Here is an 18,325-nt window from a genome sequence, read left to right as displayed (position 1 = left end):
CATCCGTAAAATAGTGCGGTCGCGGCTACTCAGGATGCGACGTGTGGTCTATAACGGGCGCTCCACTAGCAAGCGGCCTGCCCAAGTGTGACTCCCACACTGTATCCGCACGAAGTAGAGTCCCGGAGTCAAGCCATGCAGCTCCACTGTGCAGGATAAACCACTGGCCTGTTTGCTGAGTACCAACCGGCCTTGGGTGTCGCGCAGCGTCAGAGTGGCAGCCGTGCCGGAAGCAGCGAGGGGCCACCGGACGGTAGTAGAGCCAGACGCGGGGTTCGGGAAAACAACCAGGCCCTCAGGGGTTTTCAGCTCCGGCTCACTACTGGTCACCGTGGACGTGCAGGTGCTCGTATTGCGCAGAATGCTCACCGTGGCGCTTTCGTAGTTGGCCGCTACAATGTCGAGTTTGCCATCCCGGTCTACGTCGCTTAAGGCAATAGTCGGGGAGCTGGCGTTCAGGAAGGGGGCCTCGGTCCGGTAGGAGAGCGTGGAGGTGAAGGTGGCGTTACCCAGGTTGTAGAGTACGCCGACCGTGTTGTTGCCCGTGCCCACGGCAATATCCGGGCGCCCATCCCCGCTCAGGTCACCCACGGCCACGCTTGCCGGGCCCGTCGCGGTCGCAAAACGAACAGGAGCCGCCAGCGTGCCGTCCCGGCGGTTGAGCAGCAGGCCCACCGAGTTCGAGCCGGCGTGCGCCGTCACCACGTCGGGGTGACCATCGGCATTCATGTCCGCAACGGTTAAGTCAACGGGCCAGCTGCTAAGGCCGGTGGAGAAGGTCACTGGAGCCGCAATGCCACCCGGCCCATTGTAGAACACGCTGAGATAATCGTAGTAGTTGTGCCCGACCAGGATATCGGCATAGCCATCTTGGTTGAGGTCGGCTACCCGTACTTTGACCGGAAAGCTGTTGGTGCCGGTGCTGTGCACTACGGGGGCCGAAAATTGGCCGTTGCCCTTGTTGAGCAGGATGCTCACGTCTTTACTCAGATTGTTGGCCGTCACGATGTCCAGCAAGCCGTCATTGTTCACGTCACCTAACCCTACTGATTCAGGGTCGCTTTTAGCGCTCACCTCGTACGAGGCCCCCGCGTTGAACGTACCGTCCCGGCGGTTGAGAAATACGGCGACCCGGTCCTCAGAGGCGTGGGCCAGCACGAGGTCAGGCGAGCCGTCGTTATTGACGTCTTCTATTACTACCTCACGGCTGAATTCCCGAGCATTCGAGGCGTACGAAATGCCGGGGCCAAAGCGGCCATTGCCCTGGTTGAGCAACACCCCGGCCGTGGGCGTAGGACGGTTGCTGGTGACGATATCGGGGTAGCGATCGCCATTCAGATCCTGCACGGCCACCCCCGTTACCATGCCCGCCTGACTCCCGGCATACGGCACGAACGGGGCAAACTGCGCGTGGGGAATGGTGGCACAGATGTTAAACGTAGCGCTAAGCCCCCGGTAGGAGCTTAAAATGTTTTCGCAGGTTTGGACGCGCACGTAGTAGGTTTGCCCCGCAGTAAGCGTGCTCAGGGCTAACGAAACTGCCTGTTGGCCGACAGAAGTATAGGTGGTGGCCCTGCGGCTGTAGACGGTAATAATCCCGACGCTGACCGTAGAAGCGGTACTCTGCACGTCTGAAACCGTGAGGGTGACCGTGGAACAGGGGGCGACGAAGGAATAAAACACATCCGTTCTAGCTCCGCCGGTTTGCTGCTGGCCGTCGGCAGCGGGCGCTACGCTGGGCGTTGCATCGACGGTCGTCCCTGCCAAGTTGGTGCAGACCGTAGTGAGTGGTAGGACCACCGCCTTGTCCGGTTCGTCGTTGACTGGGGGATTAGCTTGGACGCGCCCAGCCAAAGCCAACAGAAGGAGTAAGCTCAGCCCAGTTCGTAGCCGCCAGTTAGGGGCAGGGGAGCCTGTTATTCGAGGGTAGAATAGATCCATGTAGAATGGGTTACGAAAGCACTAGGTTCAAGGCGCTGAGCTAGAAGGCCCCTTTTGTCAGCAAATTAACCCTTCCTGCAATCCTAAGCCTAGTCCGTAGCATAAAGACTGATATACTACATATGCGTGTGCAACCCATCCATTACAGACAGCATGACAAAAGACCCAAGTAAGAGGGACTTGATTATTTGCAGATAACTACGTGATACACCAGTCGGGTAGCTGTAGTATCACTATCTAGATACTTCCGTGCCATACCAGCGCAAGCTGGATCATAACTGCCAGGCAGTATGGGCGGACGGGCGTGCCCTGTGTCAGATTCCGGGGCCGGCGCTACACCGAGCCGGGCGTCATTCTGGCTAGAGAGGAGCCGGCTGGGAAGGGGCAACTGTGCCTGTTTAAAACCATCCCAGTTTCCGCCAAGCGGGACCACTTTACAGGCTGCTGTGCGTTCACGCCCCCTTATACTATAGTATCGCACTCCCTGTCGGCGTATGCACCTCTTGTGGGAGTAGGTACCATGTGGGTGGCTGAAATCGCCGCTAACCAGACGGTTCTCTATTTCCTTACTTCGGCCTAGGACCATCAGCGGACAACCGGCTAGGGGGATGATAAAACGGGTACAGGCAGCGCTGGTGGGGCTAAATCCTGCCTGGCCGGAGGAAAAAACGGGGCAACATGCCTGCAAGCTCGTGCGTACTGGGGGTGATTTCCCCCTTATGGACCTATCCTTACTCCCGCGCCTACAGCAGCTGCACACCGAGTTGCAGCAGGTGACTGAAACCACCAGCCGCACCGTACTCTATGCCATTCGGCGGGAACTGCTGCGCTACTACCAGCAGGTGCCGATCCCCGAGCAGCAGACCTGGCCCGCGCAGGCCCAGCGCGAGTTCCTGCACGAGCTGGCGCGGCTGGCGGCCGCCGTGCCGTTTCCGGCCCCGAGCCTGGAGCAGCAGGCGGCGGCCGTGCAGCAGTCGCTGCGCGTGCTGCGAGAAACCCTGCAGTACCTGCCCAACCCCCTCTACGCTGCCGCGCGCCAGGCACGCGCCGGCCGCCAGCCCACCGATCACTGACATGTACCAGCTGCAGATCATTGCCCGGCAACGCGGACTGGTAGAGCAGATCGGGCAGGGCACGCACCTGGAGCTACTACTGCTGGGAGTCTACCAGCGGGAGTGGCTGGTGCAGCTGCGGGAGGCCCAGCACCTGCCCCTCTCCCGCCACTACCGGCCGAAGGTGCAGCAGGCACTGGCCCGGCTGGAAACCCTGGGCCGGCAAGCGCACGCCCTTGGCTGGGAGCAGCAGCGAGAACAGCTGCTGGAGGCCGCGGACCTGCTGCGCTAGGCGGGCCTGGCGCTGCCCATGGGGCAAGGTCCACAATTCGTAGTATATTGAGGTGTACCGACTTATCCGCCGCACCTGTATGCACCTGACGCACTTAATTGAGCAGCTGCCTCGCTGGCAAGCCGTGGCGCAGGCCCCGGCCGTCGAGCAGCACGAGCTGCGCCTGCTGGAAAGCGGGCTGCAGCAGACCTTGCAGCACATTGCCTCGCACCGGCTGGTTTCGGCCACTCCCCAGCAGCTGCAGACCTATTTTTCTTTGCTCGAAGCCTACGCCCAGGACGTAAACCAGCAGCCCATCGCCACGCGCCAGGACCTGGCCCGGCAGGCCCTGCGCCTGTGCCGGGCCCTGGCACACCGGCCCGACAGGTAGGTGGAGGCGGGCGCGCAGTAGCAGGCAGCCTGGGGCCAGAACAGGGGCAATTCGCGACGGTAGTCAAGGCAGTCGATTTCCCGGCTGCCGGTCGGCAGCTACTAGCAGGAGCAGCACTTGCGCATGGGTGCGGCCCTGTTGCTGGGCAGCCCGTAGCGCCGGGGGCAGCATGCCGCTAACGCACACGATTAGATGCCCCTGCTAGTAGCTGCAGCCCACATTACTTCTCAGCTAGGGGCGCGGGCTCCAGGCGCAGGTGGGCGGTCACGGCCAAGTCCGGCAGGCAGTACTTCACCAGGGCCAGCAGGGCCTAGTGTTTTTGCTTTTCCGCCCGGGCATTGGGGAAAAAGAGTAGTTTTGGAACGCGTACATATGTTGTTGCTCGATGGTAGCCCCTGCCCTGCTTCTTGAACTCCAGACCCTGGGCCAGCGCCTGGTCGAGGCCACGGAGGCGGAGGAGGCCGGCGGCCAGGGACCGCTGGACGCGGCGCAGCGGTTTCTCTTTACCTACCTGCCCCAGGAGCCCGCGGTGCCGTACCGGGCCGATGAGCTGCTGGAACTGCTGGCTCCCTCGCCCCACGTGCACCACTCCTGGGGGGGACGGCGGCAACTGGTCCTGGAGGGACTGACGCTGCTGCACCAGGTGTGGCGGCGCTAAGCTAGGTGGCGCGGTAAACGCGAGCTTCAGCCAACGGGCCCCAGCTTTTGAGCAAACAGGCGACATCCGGCGCATCCCGCACGAGCAGACGGCCCGTGTCGGCCCCGTAGGCCCTTTGCTGCCTCATCACGCCAGCATTCTGGGCCCGGGCGGGTCTGATGCTGGTAGCGGACCAGCAACACTTGCTTGTTTGGAATGGTCCACCCCCCTGCACGCCCACCGAGCCATCGGGGAGAACGGCTGAACCGGCTGGCTGAACTAGCGGATCGTAGCGGAGCAGTACGGGGCAAGGTCTTCCATCGGGTTTGGGTAATTTGGCTGCCGGTTGCCGAACTTGGGCAGCGAGTACGCGCAATCGCACGTGCAAATGCATTAATAACTACTGCAGTTACAGTACTAAATTCTAACGATTGCCTTCATGCAAACTGAAGCGTCCATCAAGCAGCGACTTAAGGTTTTGATTGATTCTCTAGGTATGAATGCTACGAGTTTCAGCAATATGGTTGGCGTTCATGATGGCACGACCAGAACCTACCTTGATAGAGCCTCAGAGCCAAGCGCTGCATATATAGCCTCCATTATTGGCGCAGTTGAACGAATCAATCCTACCTGGCTCCTACTGGGTTGGGGTGCAATGTTTCTTGATGGAGCGGCCGAGGTGCAGCTCGTGGACGCCAAGCGGCCGGAGGCTGGGGAGCCGGTTGTCTTCGAGAAGGAAGCCCTGCGCAAGGAGGTAGAGATGCTCTGGACCCTGATAGGCAGCCGGGACGCGCTGATAGAATCAAAAGATGTTGTTATAGCAGCGAAGGATGACCTGATTGCAGCCAAAGAGGAAGTGCTGACGCTGCTGCGTGGAGGACACAACCGGCCGAATTGATATCACTGACCAGTAGCTGTACCTTCCTAAAAGAAACTATGCCAACCCATTTCCGTCTCCTTCTCTTATGCCTCTCACTGTTCACGGTTGCCTGTAAGAAAGACGACCCGAAGGTACAGCCCGCCCTAACAGGCCGCTGGGATTCCCAGCAATCCATCGATTATGAGTATTCTGCAACCGGGCAACTCGTTTCTCAGAAATCGACTCCCGACATGACCTACTACATGGTCATCACCCAAGATTCGCTGAATTTTTATGAACGCGGCACCAAAAGCTCTTGGGGAAGACACAGTTACGTTCGTGAGGGCAATGAGCTTCGGTATAGTCGGGGGCAAGTCACCTGCACCATCGCGGAGTTGAGTGAGCATACGCTTACGCTACGCTACAAGAACATCAACAAAAGCGCGCCCAATACCCCATACTACGATGTGGAGGACAAATACACCCGTTAAGCCAACACCCGTTGCTCCGCGGGGATACCACCGGCCGAATTGATGATACTCCCATTGTTACAGTTGTGCCCCATATGGTATTATTCCAACGTTTCAGGCTGGTCTCGGCCTTCACCGGCAGCCTCTTATTCACCACCAGCCTGCTGGCAAGGGCCCAAGAAGCTGCCGTCTCGGTAGGGGAGGAACTGCTGGACGCGGAAAATGGTGTGGAAGCGTATCAGTTTGGCAAAAGCATTACTGAGTTTCCACACCTGAAGGTCTTTCTCGATGATGGCGAAACGGTAACCTACGTGGAGCCGCAGAAGAACCTCCAGTTTCAGGGAGTGCCCTTGACCGAGGTTCTCTATACCTTCACCAATACACGACTGGACGGCATCAGCCTCAGTACCAACGGTCCTCGTAACAGCGCTCGACTCTACCGGGCACTCGTAGCGCGCTACGGTCCAGCCAAAAAGATTTCTGTTCCCCTACTCTGCTTTCAGTGGCAGGGTAGCAAGGTGTTACTGAGTTTTAGTCAGGCTTCGAAATACAACCCCGCTGCACAAGTATTACTCATGCGTCTTCCCGAATAGTGCTCCATATCCACCTCCTACTCACTCTTCTGCACCCTATTCTTTAACCAGCAACTGGCGCTGGTCTAAGAAGCAGGGCGCTTCCTGGCCGGCCGATGTGCGGTTGGATGATTTACATACGCATCACCTCTACCTGGCTGAATATGAAGCACCTGCTCTTCGCCGCCCTCTTTCTGCCGGCCTTCGCGCGGGCGCAGAACCGGCTCCCCCCTCGGGTCGTCGCCCTACCACCGCCCGTGGACGTTGCCCAGGCATTGAGTGGTAGTCTGAATCCGCGCGGCTTGCAGCTGGACAAGAGCACGGTGCTCTACCGCCAGCTGCGCGATACCGTAGCCGGCCGCCCCGCGCTGCACCTGCAACCCGGCGACGCGGTCATTATCCGGCGAGGGGAATACCCTGGCTGGCTGCGCGTCGGGCGGGGCAACCGCAAGCTGACCAACTTCTCCGCCGACACGGCCACCTACTACCTGCCGAAATCCGGTGCTGTTGGGGCGAAAACCTTTATTCTCCTCTAGGGCCGCCCGCGCCCTGCGGCGCCGGCCGGGGGCGGAAATGTTCCAGTACACAGAACTCCCTCCCCCTATATGAAGCGACCACTACTCTCTCTGCTACTGAGCCTGGCCCTGCTAACGGCTGCTTGTAAAAAAGAAAGCGAAGCGCCCGCTCCTTCCGTTGAAGGGCGCTGGACGATCAAGAGCCTCGTTTCGTACGAGTACGCGCCTGACGGTACCCTGATCCGGCAAGTCACGGATACCAGCGCCGCCGCCCGCCACTTCTACACCGTCATCTCCAAAGAGGCCATTCTCCACTACGCCGTGAAGGATGATCACCCGTTGGGTGGTAGTCCGATTACCTACCTCGACCCCACAACAGTACAATACAACCAGGGCAAGATCATCTTCCAAGACCTCACGGCCCACCGGCTCGTGCTCCATTACGTGCCCGAACGTGCCTTCGTGAACCAACCCTACTACGAATACGACGACGTGTACGCCCGCTAATGGCCGTTACCATCCCCGCCAATGAGCGCAGGGCCGTCTGGTGTATCGTCCTCAGCTGTGGCATTTTCCTGCTGGCCAGTGCCCTCTACCCGACTCCAACAATAGGATGCCGTTTTCTCGTGGTACCTTACTCGGCCTAGTTCTGCGGGGCACACCGGTGGACTTGGTGCTCTGGGTGGTCATCTGTCTAGCCCTCCGTTTAGTACTTCCCTAACTACTGAGAGAATTACGCCCCTTACTCTACTAGCTCAGTGCCCTCACGCCTGCTACTGCTCACCCTGCCACTGGTCGCTACCGCATAGCCGATCAAACGGGGTACTTTCTCGCGGCCATTCCCGGGGGGCGGTGGCCTTGCAGGACGCCAGTCGGAGAGCAGGCCGACAACTAAGTAACAACCAAGTACCTATTCTTGCCCTGGTGCACACCGTCAAAGTGCCGGCCGAAGTACGACAGGCCATTTCTCCCGGTAGCTACGCTAGGCACTGGGCACCGACGGTCCAGGTGCGGCGCTACGCGCCGGGTGCCTTTCTGCCGGCTGGCACCGTTTTTTCTGGTGGCCGCCGGAATACGTACTTTTACGGGCAGAGAGGAGGGCGTTTGCTTCTCACTATCCCTAACCGTATCCGCTATGCAGGAATCTGCTGACTACCGCGTAGGCTCGCTGGTGCACCTGCGCATTGGAGGCCCGGAGCTGATTATTACCGAACTGGACGGCGGCTACGCGCTGTGCCAGTACACCACGGCTTCCATTAGGGGGGGCTGGGTGCTGGCGCAGGTAGATGAGCTGGAACTGCGGCCGGCTACTGACCGCCCCCATCCGGCGACGGGAATCACGTGGCACTAAGCCGCCCCAGAGCAGCGGCAGCGTTCAGCAGGGACTGCGCGCTACTGAGCCTCGTTTCGAAGCGAGGGCCCATCTTTTGCCCTACACGCTACGTAGTACGCCTGCTAAGTTTCTCTTTTGCTTCTCTTCTGCCCTTCGCTTTGGCACTCCACACGCAGGCAGCGGCTCCCTTGGTACGTAATGGTGCATCTTGCCTCGTTTCCCTTCGTTACTTTCTACCTGCACGATATCGGCTGCACGGCCCTGGAAGCCGTCTGGGGCGACTACGTGAGTAGCGCGTTTTTTCGCGAGGCTGTCGTGCAGGCCATGACCTTCGTGCGCCAGCACCACATCTCGGCTTGGATAGCGGATGATCGGCGGCTGGGCCCGATGGAGCGCGAGGACCTGGCCTGGGTAGGGGAAGTGCTACCGGCCCTGGCGGCCGCCGGCCTGCGCCGCCTAGCCATGATAGAGTCGGAAGACTGGCTGAACCGCCGCCTGATTCAGGAGGAGTACACCTACCCCACCCAGGTCCTCTCTATTGAAGTACGACATTTCACCGATCTGCGCGCGGCCCGGACCTGGGCCTGCGAACTGCTCGACCACGACTAGCCTCTATTCCCGCATACCCAGCAAATCCTGCCAGCACGTGGTAAAGGCCGGGCGCTGACCCCGGCTGGCTGCTAATCAACGGGCACCACCGGGGCTTCCTGCTCCCAGTAGATGGTGAAGGTAGTGCCCTCCCCCACGGTACTGGCCACTTCCAGCCGGCCGCCGCGCCCGGCCACTATGCGCTGTACTAGGTACAGGCCCACGCCCGCGCCCCCAACGTGGGCGTGCTGGCGGGTAAAGGGCTGGAACACCGGGGTGGGCTGCTCAGCCAGCACCATGCCCAGCCCATTATCCTGCACGACGAGCATTGGCTCTCCCGCTGCCGATTCCAGGCTCTGCACCCGGATGTGGGGCGCGCGTTCGGGGTGGGCGAACTTGAGCGCGTTGCTGAGCAAATTATGCAGTACCGAGCGCAGATTAGCCCGGCCGTAGTGCAGCGGCGGGGCGGTGTCCACGTCCACCTCAATCGTGGCGTGGCTTTCCAGCACCTGCGCGCGCAGGCCCAGCAGCACTTCCTCCAGCACCAGGGCCACGTCCAACTCCTCCGTCGGGGCGCTCAGGCCCCGCTGCTCGCGCACGGTGGCGGCTAGCTCCTGCAGGGTGGTATCCAGCTGCAACAGGGCCCCGTCCAGCATCTGCAGCATGTAGGCTTCTTCCGGGTCATCAAACGTGGCCGCCCGGCGCAGCTCCTCAAACAGGCCGCGCAGGTTGTGCACGGGCTGCTTTAAGTCGTGGGAGGCCGTGTAGACAAACGTATCCAGGTCGCGGTTGGCCTGCGCCAGCTCATCGTACTGCGTTTGCAGCACCTGGCGCAGCCGGTTCTGGTCGTCCACATCGGTGCAGGTTCCAAACCAGCGCAGGGCCTGCCCGTCATCCAGCCGCCGGGCCCGGATCAGGTGCCAGCGGTAGGCCCCGTCGTGGCGGCGCAGGCGCCCGACCCCTTCGAAGGCTTCACCGCAGCTTATGCTCAGCACCCAGCGCCGGGCCGTGTCGGCCTGCTCCCCGGGGTGCAGCAGATTAATCCAGCCGGTGGGGCCCAGCTCCTGCTTGGTCAAGCCGGAGTAGTCGCTCATGAACTGGTTGTAGTAGGTAACCAGCCCCGGCTGCGAGGCAATCCAGATCAGCTCGGGAATGCTGTCCGCCAAAAAGCGCAGTTCGGCCTCGGCCTTGCGCAGCACTTCGGCCATCTCCCGCTGGTCGTGCACCTCCACCATGGCCCCATGCCAGTAGGCGGGTTTGCCAAAGCAATGGCTTTCGGGTACGGCCCGGTTCAGCATCCAGCGAAACTGTCCGTCGTAGCGCCGCAGCCGGCACTCGTAGCTCCACCCCGCACCCGCAGCCCGGGCCACATCCATTTGGTGCAGCACCCGCAACCGGTCGTCAGGGTGCAGCAGCAGCGGCCAGACGGCCGTAATGTCACAGGTTGTGGGCTGGCCCGTAAACGTGTGCCACTGCGGACTCACGTACTCGTACTCCCATTAGGCTCCATGGTAAAGCTAATGAGCGGAGCCGTTTCCGTGAGCACGCGCAGGCGCGCGTCCAGCCGCCGCGTTTCCATGGCCAGTACGTGGCTGCGCTGGCGGGCCCGCTCCTGCTCCGTCACCTCCACGGCAAACAGCAGCAGGCCCCGCACGGAGCCATCCTCGGCCGGGTCGGGCTCCAGGGTGATGTCAAAGTAGGCCGCCGCCGTTGGCCCCTGCTCATCCTCGCCCGCCAGCAGCGGGCAGGCGCGCACCACGTAGGCTTTGCCCGTTCTCTGTACTGCCTGCATGAAGCTGATCAGCTCCAGCGGCCACACCTGTAGCGTTTCGCTGGCCAGCCGTCCGGGCAAATCATCACGTCCGAGCAGGGCCCGCAGCGAGTCATTGACAAAATCAATGCGCAGTTCCTCGCCCGTACAGGCGGCAATGGCAGCGGGCAGGCGCGGCAGTAAGTGGCGAAGCGAGGAATCCGACATACAGGGACTAGCCGGGCTTCTGATGAGCCGCAACCAGACTGGGGGCAAGATGGGGTGGAAAGCTCAACACTGGACAGTACCCTCTACCAGTTCGGCCGGTCATTTGTTTTCCGGGAATGTGCCAGCGGTCTGCGGGGCCGCGGGACCGAGTACCGCCTGCTGCACGAGTTCAACCAGCGTTGCGTCGGCAATACTCAAGCTGGTGGGCAGGGGGGGCAGCCGATCAGGCAGCAAAAAGCCTTCTAGCGCCTCGAAGCCGGCGGGCTCGAGGGGGTGGAAGGCCATGGCCCACGACGGAAAACTACGCGCCGTAATCGGGCGGTCGACCAGTTTGTGCACATCCGAGTGGCGGCCGTCCCGGGCAATACGCTCGAACAAGGAGTCGGCCACCTCCGGCTCGCCCTCAAAGAGCTGGGCAATGTGTCCGTGGCTGTAGAAGAGAATACCGGTGATGCCATGGCGCGCATTATCGCGCCGGGACTGCGTGAGTAGTTCTTGCAGATCCTGATCGGAAAGAGGATGAACAGCTCGACTCAGGTACACAATGTGTTTCATGCTACAACGCGGAAAAGACTGGACGGTGCGCTAAGGTAGCGCGCGCGTAGCGTACCCCCTACTCGGCCAGCAGCCGCTGGCGCATCGTCTCCAGCAGCAGCGCGTCGGCCGCCGCCAGCGTGGGCCGCTGCACAACCACCGATTCCAGGTCCAGCAGCCCCTGCTCGGCCCCGTCCCCTTCCAGGCAGCGGAAGGCCATGGACCACTCCGCAAACCCGCGGGCCCGAATCGGCTTATCGGCAATCTTGATCAGGTTCGTGTGGCGGGCATCTCGCTGCAGGCATTGGTAGAGCGCCTGCACCTGGTCCTGTTCTCCCTCAATGAGCTGCATGAAGTGCTGCTCACTGTAAAAGAGCACGCCCGTCAGCTCGCGCCGCTCATTGTTGATGCGGCACTCTCGCAGCAAGGCGTGCAACTGCTGGAGCGAGAAAGGCCGCGCGGGGGTACTTAAGTAGATAAGGTGGTGTAGAGACATAAAAAAGAGCCAATCCGGCCCAGGAAAAGTACAGCAAAAGAAAATACACCAACGCCTGCTGTTTAGTTTCCTCTCTGCGCCTAAGCCGGCAGCAGACCCTCCTCATATACTACTCCGAATACTCCAGTCAGTCCTCCCAGCAGGTGATAGAGGCCGGGCGCTGAAACTAAGCTCTGCCCTACCCAGGGCAGCCCTTGCGTACCCGTCTGGGGCAGGGCTAAGCCAAAGCGCCGGGACCCGAAGCGCTAGCTGATCTTGTCCAGATCGGCCATAAGCCGGGCGCGGCGCCTACTTGTTGGGCTCCCGTAAGGGCAGTTGCGGCGGGCCGTTTCCAGGCCGTGCAGCACTACTCCGGCTTGCGGGTAGACGCATAACACCCAGCGGCACCCCCCTGCCCTGTTAGCCCAGGCGCCCAGAATAGCCGCCAGGCCCACCAGTCCCAGGAAGAAAAACGGGTGTATTCTGTACGAAAGCAGGGAAATACCGGGGCCGCACCTAGTGTATTTCGGGCGTCGGATCAGCGGGCGCTTCTCCTGGGCTCAACCCGAGCTTTCTGACCAGTGGCCCGATAGTGAGCCCCTGCACGACGATGCTGAAAATAACGACTACGTAAGTGACGCCCACCAGCAGGTCGCGCGGCATGGTCTCGGGCAGCGACAACGCCAAGGCCACGGAAATACCACCCCGCAGACCGCCCCAGCTTAGCACCCGCAGCGTGTGCCGGTTAAAGGGATACACGCGTTTGAGCAGCACCAGCGGCAGGCCCACCGACGCCCACCGGGCCACGAGCACTATCCCGATGGCCACTGCCCCCACAAGCACGGTAGTACGACTGATATCAAGGATCAGCATTTCCAGGCCAATGAGCACGAAGAGCACCGCGTTCAGAATCTCATCGAGCAATTCCCAGAACTTGTCCAAGTATTCCCGCGTCTTGTCCGACATGCCCAGCTTACGGCCCCGGTCACCCACGATCAGGCCGGCAACCACCATGGCCAGCGGGCCCGAGGTGTGCAGGGCCGTAGCCAGGGCCGTACCGCCCATGACCAGGGCCAGGGTGATCAGTACTTCTACCTGGTAGTTGTCAATGCTGCGTAGGGCCCGGTACGTGGCATACCCCGCTGCCGCGCCCAGTCCGAGGCCCCCCACGGCTTCCCGTAGAAAGAGCTCGCCTATCACGGCCGGGGTGGCTTGCCCGGTCCCGAACTGGGCAATCTGCAGCAAGCTCACGAACACGACCACGGCAATGCCATCGTTAAAGAGGGACTCGCCCACAATGCGGATTTCCAGGCGCGGGTCGATGCGCGCCTGTTTGAGGATGCCCAGCACGGCAATTGGGTCGGTAGGGGAAATCAACGAGCCAAACAACAGGCAGTGTATAAAGGCGGTGGGCAGGCCAAACAGGGGTAGCAGGTAGTAGAATGCCGTACCCACCAGCGCCGTGGATAGCAGCGTGCCTACCGTCGCCATAGCGCCTACGGCCAGGCCCTCCTTCCCTAGGGTCCGCACGTCCACGTGCAGGGAGCCGGCAAAGAGCAGAAAGCTTAGCATCACCTGCATGAGCGCGGCGTGGAAGTCAATCCCGCGTACCAGCCGGCTGGCAGTTAACACCCATTCCACGCCGAGCTTGCCCAGGCCAAGGGCCAGCAGCGACGAAACCAGCGCCAGTACCATCAACCCAATCGTGCCCGGCAGCCGCAGGAAACGATGGTTGACGTAACCAAACAGGGCGGCAAGCACAAGCAGCAGGGCCAAGGTGTTGTATAGTTCCATTAGTCAGATAAAAGGGATGCGTGGAAAGCTGCGTGGAGGGCGGGCAGCACATCTCCAACGGCCTGTAGGGTCTTTGTAATGGCGCACAACGATGCCGGAGACTGGTACCCCTACGCGAGCCTGTAGGGCGGTTGAAACGGCCGCCAGCCGGCTAGCAGAGCTCGGTAACCGGTACATCCAGTAGGTAGCCCCCCGGCCCAAAGGGATTACGGCACTGTGCACCTTGGCAGTGAACGTAGTACGGGCTGTTCGCCGGAGAAGGTTTGCTTGGCAGAAGGGGGCACCGTCCGCAGCAGCAGCACGCTGCCTGCCAGGCCCCGCCCCGGAGTAGCTCGGCCCGCGGGTCACCAAACCGCTCATTCCCGGGCCCGAAGACCTGGCGGTGGCGTCCGCGCCTGGTGCAGCCGCTTCAGCACAGGCAGCGAGTAGGCTTGCGGGTTGACTTCACCCTTATCCGGAAAGACGCGCTGGACCTGGCTGCCGAAGGCCGTACTGCGCGCAGTCAACAAACGGGAGATTCCCCGGAATTTCCTGGTAAGACGAACTCTAAACGGTAGTCCACTGTGGAAGCCACCGGGCACCAGCCAAAGTTTATTTAGAATAATTTTAAATATTATTTAGATATAATCTAAACAGCGTATAGCTTTGCGGCCTCATCAGTAGTGCCCGCATGCGGATTTTTACTTTTTGCCTTCTTCTACTATTCTTGTGTAGCCCCGCCTGGGCGCAGACCGGCCCCGGCAGCTGGCAGATTACCGGCACGGTGCGGGCCGCCGAAACCCGCCAGCCTTTACCGGGCGCGGTGCTGGAGCTGGTGGAACTGGGCGTACGCACCACGGCCGCCGACGCGGGCCAGTACCGTTTCCGCCTGCCGGCCAGTGGGGCCCGCCAGTTCACGCTGCGCGTCACCTACGTGGGCCGCCAGGATGTAGAAGTGCTGGTGAAACTGACGGCTACCCCCGAAATCCGTCGCGACCTGCAACTGCCGCTTCGCTCCCTGGAGCTGGCCGACGTGCAGGTTAACGCCACCCGTTCAGGGCAGCAGACCTCCAACTCGGCCGTGGTCATCGGCCGGGAGGCCATCGAGCAAACTCAGGCCTACAGTCTCGACGACGTGCTGCAACTGCTGCCGGGCAAGGTGCTACTCAACACCAACCTACAGGGGGCGCAGGCTATTACGCTGCGGCAGGCCCCGGTAACTACGCCCGGTTCCGACCAGACGGCGTTTAACCTGAACAACGCCTTTGGCACGGCTATTATCGTGGATGGGGCCGCCTGGAGCAACAACGGCAACCTGCAAACCGACGACCCCGGGCGGCGGGGCGGCATCGGCGGGGTGGCCGTGACCCGCGACAACTCGGGCAACGAGTATAGTACGGGCACTTACGCCGGGAGCTCGGTGGACCTGAAGCAGATTCCGGCTAACAACATTGAAAGCGTGGAGGTAATTCAGGGCGTGCCCTCGGCCCGCTACGGCGACCTGACCAGCGGGGCCGTCATCGTGAACCGGCAGGCCGGGCGCACGCCCTACCGCCTGAGTCTGCGCACCCAGAACGGCACTACCGAGTTATCGGGCTCCAGGGGGTTCGGGCTGACCAGCGGCAACGCCGTGAACGTGTCGGCGACGCTGCTCAACTCCAACCCCGAGCCGCAGTTTGAAACCAAACGCTTCAACCGGGCCACGCTCAGCACCATTTTCACCAGCCACTTCGGACCGCAGCGGCGCCACCGCAACTCGCTGGCCCTGGACGCGCACACCACCCTTGATGCGGCCAAGGCCGATGCCGACGACCCGGCCGCCAACCGCACTTTCTCCCGCGACCAGCGCGTGGCACTCTCCAACCGCGGCACGCTGAATGTGCTGCAGCCCTGGTCGGAATACATCAGCTACCAGTTTGGGGGCTCCTACGCGTATCAGCAGACCTTTAGCCGCACGGCCCTGAACGTGGGGGTCAAGCCCGTGGCCGACGGCCTGAGTACCGGCATCTACGACGGTACGTTCGCGCCGCCCGTGTACGATTCGGAGCGCACCATCAGCGGCCGGCCCGTCAACCTGTATGCCCGCGCCGATAATACGGTGCTGTTCCAGACCGGCGCCTTCAGCCACACGCTCACGGCGGGCGCCTCCCTCAGCTACGACCGCAACTACGGGGCCGGCCGGTTGTTTGACGCCCTGCGCCCGCGTTTCGCCCCCCTGGAAGGTAAGGCCGAGCGGCCGTTTGATTTCCGCACGCTGCCGGGCATGCTGCAGGTGGGCGGGTTCGTGGAAAACCAGCTGGTGCGAGAGTGGGGGGCCCGCCGTCTGGTGGCCAATCTGGGGCTGCGCTACGACCAGCAGAACGGGTTTGCTTCCCTGGCCCCGCGCCTGAATGCCAAGCTCTTCGTGCGGGAAGGCCTGCAGGTGAACGCCGCCTATGGGCTAGCCACCAAAGCCCCCGGCCTGGTGCACCGCTACCCCGGCATTCTCTACTTCGACGTGCCGCTGCTGGTAAGCTACAACGGGCGGGTGGATGAAAGCATCTACCGCCTGCATACCGAGGCCCTTGACCCGGCCAACCCGAACCTGCGCCCGGCCCGCGCCACCACCCTGGAAACGGGCCTGAACTGGCACACCCGCCGCGGCTACGGCCTCGCGCTGACGGTGTACCACAAGCAGGAGCGGGACGGCTTCAGCGTCACCGACGAGCTGCTGCAGCTGCAGCTACCGCACTACCGCATCGTGAGCAGCCCGGCCGGCCGCCCGCCCGTGGTGGAGCAGACCGGCCAGACGCGCAACTACAATTACGACTACGGGGTGTTCCGCAACACGCTGCGCACCGACAACTACGGCCTGGAGCTGCTGGCTCGCACCCCCAAAATCCGCTCCATTCAAACCTCGTTCGACCTGAGCGCCGCCTACACCCGCAGCCGCTACGGCTACGCCGGGCAACTGGTGTACGACCGAGTGAACCCTACGGCGGCGGGCTTCGAAAACATCGAGTTCGTAGTAAAAAACCGGCCCGACCGCCGGGCGTCATCGGTGCTGAGCACGCTGGCCGCTACCACCCACCTGCCCCGGCTCGGACTGCTGCTCACCTGGCGCGGGCAGGTGTTTCTGCAAAGTGAATCGCAGACGCTGGACGAGTACGTGGCAGCGTCAGGCTTCGTGCGGCCCAGCGGTGAGTACGTGCCCGTGACGGCCGAAGACTACGCCGCCGGCCGCTACCTCCACCTGCGCAACGCCCAGAATACCAACGTCAGCAGCCAGCCTTTCATCTACGGCAACCTGCATCTGCGCCTGGGCAAGGAGCTGGGCAAGCTGGCCCGGCTGTCGTTTTTTGCCAACAACGTGCTCAACCTGCGCACTGAGCGGGTGGAAGTATTTGCGGCGGGCAGCACGGTTACCCGCGGGGGGGCTACCTACACTTCACCCCATGGACCGCTCATCATTTCCACTTCCCTGAACCGCCAGACGCCCACCTTCGGCTCGGAGCTGGTATTCACCCTGGGCCGACAAGCGCTGTCTCAGTGATTACGCTCCTGTTTTTTCCTTCCTCTTTCGCTTCTATACATGAAACACCTGCGTACTTGCTTGCTGGCGCTGCTGGCCCCTCTCTGGTTAGGGAGCTGTGAGAAAAACGACCCCGAGACGCCCGCTGCTTCGGCGGCCGTTACCATCACCTTCGATGCCGCCTACGCCAACACGCCCGCCGAGCGGGTGGCAGTGAAAATCGAAAACATCAACACCCGCGAAAGCCTCACGGCCACTACCGACGCCCAGGGTACGGCCACCTTCGGCAGCATTCCGGCCGGGGCGTATAACGTGACGGCTCGCCGTGAAATGACGCCCGCCGAGTTCCTGGCCTTTGCCGGCACGCAGGTAAGCGCCCCGGTGCTATTTCAGGCCTCGGAGCTAAACAAAACCTTTGCGCCCGGCCAGCCCAATCCGGTGACGCTGACGCTGAAAGCCGGCACGAGCGGTGAGTTGCTCATCAAACAGATTTATTACGCGGGGTCTGACCGCGTGAACGGAGCGGTGTTCCGCGACCAGTTTATTGAGCTCTACAACAACACCGACGCCGTGCTGTACGCCGACGGGCTGTATTTGGCGCAGATTGACGGCAACCGCTCGGTGCCCACCAGCGCACTGCCCGCCTTCCTGCTGCCCAGCGGCCAGTATGACTGGAGCAAGTCCCTCGGGATGCCGTTGACGGTGCGCGCCAACGAGGATTTCGTGTACACCCGCACCTTGTTTCAGATTCCGGGTACCGGCCAGCAGTACCCGGTGCAACCCGGCCAGAGTATCGTAATCGCCCAGTCGGCCCAGAATCATAAGTCCCCCTTCACCGGCAACGGCGGCACCAGCATTACCGTGCGCGACCCCAGCCTGACGGTGGACCTGAGCAACGCTTCCTTCGAAGCCTTCTTTGGCCGGGGCCTGGATTCGGACCTGGACAACCCGGCCGTACCCAACCTGCGTCTAGTGCAGACGGTGGGCACCGACATGATTCTTGATAACCTGGGCCGTGACGGCTACGCTATTTTCCGCTCGATGACGGACGCAGCCACTTTCAAGAAGTACCCTCGTCCCAACACCACTACCATTACCAGCAGCACGCTCTACTACTACCAAGTGCCGAAGAGCATGATCCTGGATGCCGTTGAGTGCCAGGAAAGCCCCACGCAACTGCTGCCCAAGCGGTTCACGGCTGAGCTGGATGCGGGCTACACCTTCGGCCCGGCCGGCTCCTACACCTCGCAGTCGGTGATTCGGAAGGTGGCCCGCACGTTTGGTACGCGCCGCATCCTGCAGGACACCAACAATTCCACCACCGACTTCCAGGTCCTAAACCGTCCGGTGCCATTCGGTTTCTAATTCTCACTTCAGTTGCCTGGTTGGGTTGCCTGCCACGGGCAGCCGGGGCAAGTAGTTGTA

19 protein-coding genes are annotated in these 18,325 nt (G+C 61.9%); 13 read left to right on the top strand and 6 right to left on the bottom strand.

Going from position 1 to position 18,325, the window contains the following annotated elements; all coding sequences use genetic code 11:
- Positions 1–48 precede the first annotated feature (48 nt).
- Positions 49–1,767, bottom strand: coding sequence for a T9SS type A sorting domain-containing protein (locus ABIB60_RS14890; RefSeq protein WP_354580977.1), 1,719 nt, complete (start codon positions 1,765–1,767; stop codon positions 49–51).
- Between the two features lie 893 nt (positions 1,768–2,660).
- Here ABIB60_RS14890 and ABIB60_RS14885 point away from each other — a divergent pair.
- From ABIB60_RS14885 to ABIB60_RS14835, 11 genes are all read left to right on the top strand, one after another.
- Positions 2,661–3,014 carry a hypothetical protein gene (locus ABIB60_RS14885; protein ID WP_354580976.1) on the top strand — a complete coding sequence of 118 codons (354 nt, stop codon included), beginning with the start codon at positions 2,661–2,663 and terminating at the stop codon, positions 3,012–3,014.
- A 1-nt stretch (position 3,015) separates the two neighbouring features.
- Positions 3,016–3,285: a hypothetical protein gene (locus ABIB60_RS14880; protein WP_354580975.1), complete on the top strand. Its 270-nt coding sequence runs from the start codon at positions 3,016–3,018 to the stop codon at positions 3,283–3,285.
- A 79-nt stretch (positions 3,286–3,364) separates the two neighbouring features.
- Positions 3,365–3,655 (top strand): hypothetical protein, encoded by a 291-nt coding sequence (locus tag ABIB60_RS14875; RefSeq protein ID WP_354580974.1) that lies wholly within the window; start codon positions 3,365–3,367, stop codon positions 3,653–3,655.
- A 385-nt stretch (positions 3,656–4,040) separates the two neighbouring features.
- On the top strand, positions 4,041–4,313 hold the full coding sequence (locus ABIB60_RS14870) for a hypothetical protein (RefSeq protein ID WP_354580973.1): 273 nt from the start codon (positions 4,041–4,043) through the stop codon (positions 4,311–4,313).
- Between the two features lie 418 nt (positions 4,314–4,731).
- Entirely contained in the window at positions 4,732–5,190 is a 459-nt protein-coding gene (locus ABIB60_RS14865; RefSeq protein WP_354580972.1) for a hypothetical protein, read from the top strand.
- Positions 5,191–5,228: 38 nt separating this feature from the next.
- A complete protein-coding gene (locus ABIB60_RS14860) occupies positions 5,229–5,642 on the top strand; it encodes a hypothetical protein (RefSeq protein ID WP_354580970.1) in 414 nt (137 codons plus the stop codon).
- Positions 5,643–5,716: 74 nt separating this feature from the next.
- On the top strand, positions 5,717–6,214 hold the full coding sequence (locus ABIB60_RS14855) for a hypothetical protein (RefSeq protein WP_354580969.1): 498 nt from the start codon (positions 5,717–5,719) through the stop codon (positions 6,212–6,214).
- A gap of 107 nt (positions 6,215–6,321) precedes the next feature.
- On the top strand, positions 6,322–6,729 hold the full coding sequence (locus ABIB60_RS14850; RefSeq protein ID WP_354580967.1) for a hypothetical protein: 408 nt from the start codon (positions 6,322–6,324) through the stop codon (positions 6,727–6,729).
- A 69-nt stretch (positions 6,730–6,798) separates the two neighbouring features.
- Positions 6,799–7,215: a hypothetical protein gene (locus ABIB60_RS14845; protein WP_354580966.1), complete on the top strand. Its 417-nt coding sequence runs from the start codon at positions 6,799–6,801 to the stop codon at positions 7,213–7,215.
- 628 nt (positions 7,216–7,843) lie between these two features.
- Positions 7,844–8,059: a hypothetical protein gene (locus ABIB60_RS14840; protein WP_354580964.1), complete on the top strand. Its 216-nt coding sequence runs from the start codon at positions 7,844–7,846 to the stop codon at positions 8,057–8,059.
- Positions 8,060–8,239: 180 nt separating this feature from the next.
- On the top strand, positions 8,240–8,650 hold the full coding sequence (locus ABIB60_RS14835; protein WP_354580962.1) for a hypothetical protein: 411 nt from the start codon (positions 8,240–8,242) through the stop codon (positions 8,648–8,650).
- 71 nt (positions 8,651–8,721) lie between these two features.
- On the opposite strand, the gene ABIB60_RS14830 is transcribed toward ABIB60_RS14835, so the two are convergent.
- The 5 genes from ABIB60_RS14830 to ABIB60_RS14810 all read right to left on the bottom strand — a co-directional run bounded on the left by ABIB60_RS14830 (position 8,722) and on the right by ABIB60_RS14810 (position 13,410).
- Positions 8,722–10,113 (bottom strand): sensor histidine kinase, encoded by a 1,392-nt coding sequence (locus ABIB60_RS14830; protein ID WP_354580961.1) that lies wholly within the window; start codon positions 10,111–10,113, stop codon positions 8,722–8,724.
- Positions 10,110–10,607 (bottom strand): PAS domain-containing protein, encoded by a 498-nt coding sequence (locus tag ABIB60_RS14825; RefSeq protein ID WP_354580959.1) that lies wholly within the window; start codon positions 10,605–10,607, stop codon positions 10,110–10,112. Before ABIB60_RS14825 ends, ABIB60_RS14830 begins: the two co-directional genes overlap by 4 nt.
- Before the next feature lie 99 nt (positions 10,608–10,706).
- On the bottom strand, positions 10,707–11,162 hold the full coding sequence (locus ABIB60_RS14820) for a BLUF domain-containing protein (protein ID WP_354580957.1): 456 nt from the start codon (positions 11,160–11,162) through the stop codon (positions 10,707–10,709).
- Positions 11,163–11,220: 58 nt separating this feature from the next.
- A complete protein-coding gene (locus ABIB60_RS14815) occupies positions 11,221–11,637 on the bottom strand; it encodes a BLUF domain-containing protein (protein WP_354580955.1) in 417 nt (138 codons plus the stop codon).
- 495 nt (positions 11,638–12,132) lie between these two features.
- Positions 12,133–13,410 (bottom strand): cation:proton antiporter, encoded by a 1,278-nt coding sequence (locus ABIB60_RS14810; protein ID WP_354580954.1) that lies wholly within the window; start codon positions 13,408–13,410, stop codon positions 12,133–12,135.
- 706 nt (positions 13,411–14,116) lie between these two features.
- Between ABIB60_RS14810 and ABIB60_RS14805 the strand changes: the two genes are divergently transcribed.
- Positions 14,117–16,921, top strand: a complete 2,805-nt coding sequence (locus tag ABIB60_RS14805; RefSeq protein WP_354580953.1) for a TonB-dependent receptor — start codon at positions 14,117–14,119, stop codon at positions 16,919–16,921.
- Between the two features lie 39 nt (positions 16,922–16,960).
- Positions 16,961–18,265: a DUF4876 domain-containing protein gene (locus ABIB60_RS14800; RefSeq protein WP_354580952.1), complete on the top strand. Its 1,305-nt coding sequence runs from the start codon at positions 16,961–16,963 to the stop codon at positions 18,263–18,265.
- Positions 18,266–18,325 lie beyond the last annotated feature (60 nt).

Origin of the sequence: Hymenobacter sp. UYP22, assembly GCF_040547285.1 — a bacterium.
GTDB lineage: Bacteria > Bacteroidota > Bacteroidia > Cytophagales > Hymenobacteraceae > Hymenobacter.
This window is presented reverse-complemented; position numbering and strand designations above follow the sequence as displayed.